This window comes from Protofrankia sp. Cr1 (assembly GCF_963555865.1).
Taxonomy (GTDB): Bacteria; Actinomycetota; Actinomycetes; order Frankiales; family Frankiaceae; genus Protofrankia.
Map to the genome: position 1 here is coordinate 3,478 of NZ_CAUVXO010000435.1, position 1,752 is coordinate 5,229.

Consider the following 1,752-nt stretch of genomic DNA (forward strand, 5'->3'; position numbering starts at 1 on the left):
AGCCGCCGGACGACGTAGAGGCCCATTCCGGCGCCGTCGATCTCACGGGTCGCCGTCCCGTCCCGTTGGGTGAACGGCTCGAAGAGCTGGCGGATCGTGGCCGGGTCGAGGTCGGGACCGGGGTTGCGGACCCGCAGTACCACCTCATCGCCGACCCGACCCGCGATGAGCCGGACGGGCGCTCCGGGCCAGGAGTGCACCAGCGCGTTGTCGACCAGGTTGGCGACCACCTGGTGCAACGCCTGGCGGGCCATGCGCACCGACAGCTGGGGCGGCAGGTCGACGCTGACGTTCGCCGCGGTGGTCGGTGAGTAGGCCAGCGTCGCCAGCACTTCGTTCACGACCTCGGGAAGGTCCGCGACGGTGTTCTCCTCCGTGCCGGTCGCGGTTGCCGCGGTGAGCATGTTCTCCAGCAACCGGGACAGCCGGTCGGAGTAGTTGACAGCCGAGTCGAGCATGTCGTCGAGCTGCGCCGGCGACATCCGGTCACGCCGACGTTTGATCGTGAGCAGGGTTCCGCGGATGCCGGTCAGGGGCGTCCGAAACTCGTGGGAGACCGTCGCAACAAGATCGCTTCGGATACGGTCAGTCTCCTCCAGACGAGCCATCAGGCTCTGCTGACCCTCGTAGAGCTGCGCCCGATAGTGCTCGGCCCGGCGCCGGGACTGCTCGTTGAAATACCAGAAGATCACTTGAGCGCCCGCCAACGCGCAGATGAATGCGGCGCTGATCGCGGCGAAGGTCCACGGGGAGTCTGCATGCCGATAGGAGATGATCTGGTCGCCGACCGCGCCGTTGGCGAGGAACACGAACGCGATTGCCAGCAGATAGACCGCCCAGTCCTCGTATAGGGCTATCAACGCGACGACCACGAAAAAGTGGTAATGCATTTCGGACTGTCCATGCGAGATGTGGACCAGCACCACCGAGCTGCACAGCAGGCCGAGGCTGGTGGCCAGCGCGCGCAACCGGCGGATACCCGGCAGTGCAGCCGCGCCGAGCAGCAGCGCCGCCGGGCCGGCCGACACGAGCCCCTGCCAGACACCGAACTTCTCATATGAGGCACAGCCGACGATGATCGGCAGATGGATGGCGAGGATCCAGACCAGCAGTCGGTGGCGGGCGACCCAGTCCTCTGTGGGCAGGCCCCGCCCGTGCGGAACCCAGCGCCAGGTCTGCCCGCCGAGCTTCTCTGCAGGAAGCATGAACTCGGCGGCGGGTCGATGGCCGGGAGGCGTCCGCTCGGTATGGCGGAGGCGGCCGGCGCGCGCACTGCCGTGGCGGCGCCGGGCCCGGTCGGGAATAGGGGCCGCGGAGGACATCCGGGTCATCCTCTACCGATCGACACCAGGCGCACCATGGCCGTCAAGGATGGTGTGACATGGCAAGCATGCCCACCCGTGACTAGACCATCTTTACCAGGCAGTAACAGGCTCAAAGAGGCGATGGCGCCGTAGGCTCCCGCTTCGACACCCTGTGGTCCGCAAGGTGGCCTTCGGACGGCCACCCAGGAGGAGGACACCGTGCCCCCCGTGACCCTGACCGCGACCCCCCTGACTGCCCTCACCCCGGACCTGACCTGCTCCGGCCCGGCCAGCGCCCTCATGCCCGTCACCGTCACCGTCACCCAACCGGGCGCCCTTGCGAACGCCCCGGCCGAGGCCACCGGCCCGCGACTGCGGCTCGTCGCCACCAGCCAGCTGGACGAGATCGTGCACGGACGCAGCGGCCCGAGCTCCTGCGGGTGCCGGG

General features: G+C 68.5%; 2 protein-coding genes. One reads left to right on the forward strand and one right to left on the reverse strand.

Annotated elements, in window-relative coordinates; all coding sequences use genetic code 11:
• On the reverse strand, positions 1-1,322 hold a 1,322-nt coding region (locus U9980_RS23090), incomplete at its 3' end, for a sensor histidine kinase (protein ID WP_322769865.1).
• A 201-nt stretch (positions 1,323-1,523) separates the two neighbouring features.
• Between U9980_RS23090 and U9980_RS23095 the strand changes: the two genes are divergently transcribed.
• The coding region (locus U9980_RS23095; RefSeq protein WP_322769866.1) for a hypothetical protein at positions 1,524-1,752 on the forward strand (229 nt) is incomplete at its 3' end.